The organism is Citricoccus parietis, assembly GCF_042433045.1.
GTDB lineage: Bacteria > Actinomycetota > Actinomycetes > Actinomycetales > Micrococcaceae > Citricoccus > Citricoccus parietis.
In genome coordinates this window covers 1-1,351 of the sequence record NZ_JBHLWH010000051.1, presented here as the reverse complement: position 1 = coordinate 1,351, position 1,351 = coordinate 1, and the positions used below count along the sequence as shown (strand labels likewise).

1 protein-coding gene is annotated in these 1,351 nt (G+C 67.9%); it reads right to left on the bottom strand.

Annotated features, from left to right (window positions below):
- Positions 1–22: 22 nt before the first annotated feature.
- On the bottom strand, positions 23–1,351 hold a 1,329-nt coding region (locus ACFFIO_RS17255), incomplete at its 5' end, for a hypothetical protein (protein ID WP_378043691.1).

Sequence of the window (1,351 nt, the reverse complement as noted above, 5' to 3'; positions counted from 1 at the left end):
GGTTGGGCATCCCGTTCGGGTCTCACCTTTCCAAGGTCGCTGAGGGCTCGATAGGGGCGGGCTGCGGCTGGAACTGCTGGTCGGCGCTGAAGTCGACGTCGTACTGGCCGCCGAAATAGTCGACACGTTCGATCTCGATCCACGCCTGCCAGGCGATCGCCGGGGCCTCCTGGTGGGGCAGCGTGATGGCGCACTCCGAGGCCATGGCCTCGATCTGGTGTGGTGTGGCGCCCCAGAAGAGGCGATGACGGATGTTCTCGTCGGGCGGGATGAATGCTCGGGCGGCTTGGAACAGGGGCCGGACGGCGGTCGGCACGTAGAAGGTGGCCGGGACGCGAACGAGTGTTCGCCGGGGCCACACGTTCGGCGCTGGACGTTGCAGCCTCGATACTCGATTGATGATCCGAAGACGGTCGGCGCCCGGTGTCAGCGACTTCCACGTCAGGGGCATCAAGCTCGTCGGCGCCAGGCCGGTAAACAAGCTCGTGGCCAACGCGGCGGCGATCGCTTTGTGCGCTACGTTTGCGCGGATTTGGGCGAGTAGCTGGTCGGTGACTGGTTGGCTGGTCAGCCCCGGGCCCGCCAGGACGTCGAGCAGATCCCGGGATGCCGGCAGAGTCAGCTTGAATCCGTGCCACCGGAAAGCGGCCTGCGCGCCGCGAAGCCGGGCCAGCGTGTGGGTGCGACTGGGACTGTCGTGGACCAGCTCCGAAAGCAGACCCATGGCCGCTTCTCGTTCGTCGTCGGACGTGGCCGCGTCGGGGCGGCCATCAAGCCAGGCCAGGGTCGTCTCCTGGGCCGACCGGTAAATGGTATCGAACCGGGCGAACTCGATCGGCCCGAGTTGGTCGAAAGCGTAGCGGCGGAAATTGATCACGCCGGGGTACGTGACGCGCGGCAGGGAAGCCATCCCCGGATCGGCCGCCGGAGGGGCGCTGGGTCGGTGCCCACCCGCCGGCAGATCGAGGAGCTCGAGATTGGTGAGGATCCGGTGGTCGATCTTGGTAAGCGCCTGAGCCAAGGGACTGGGGATCGACCGTGTGTGGCAGACCAGGGTCAACCGGGTGCCAGTGCCGCGGCTGAGCTCGATGAGCTGGCTCCAGCGGTCGGCGCCGAGCAAGTGGGCGCGCAGCACGATGAGATCGGAGAGTTGGTCTGCGTGGAGCCATGCGGCCACGGCGCGCCACGCGGGCCGGGAGCCCTGCAGGCGTTCAGCGGCGAGCCGATGGATCGGTCTTCCCAGAGCGCGCAGCAGGTCGTGGCCCAGGTCCTGGGACGTGATACCGGCCGGGGTCGGGTGCACGACGACGAGGCCGGCAGTGGGGTCATGCCGTCGCAGTAAGCCAGCGGT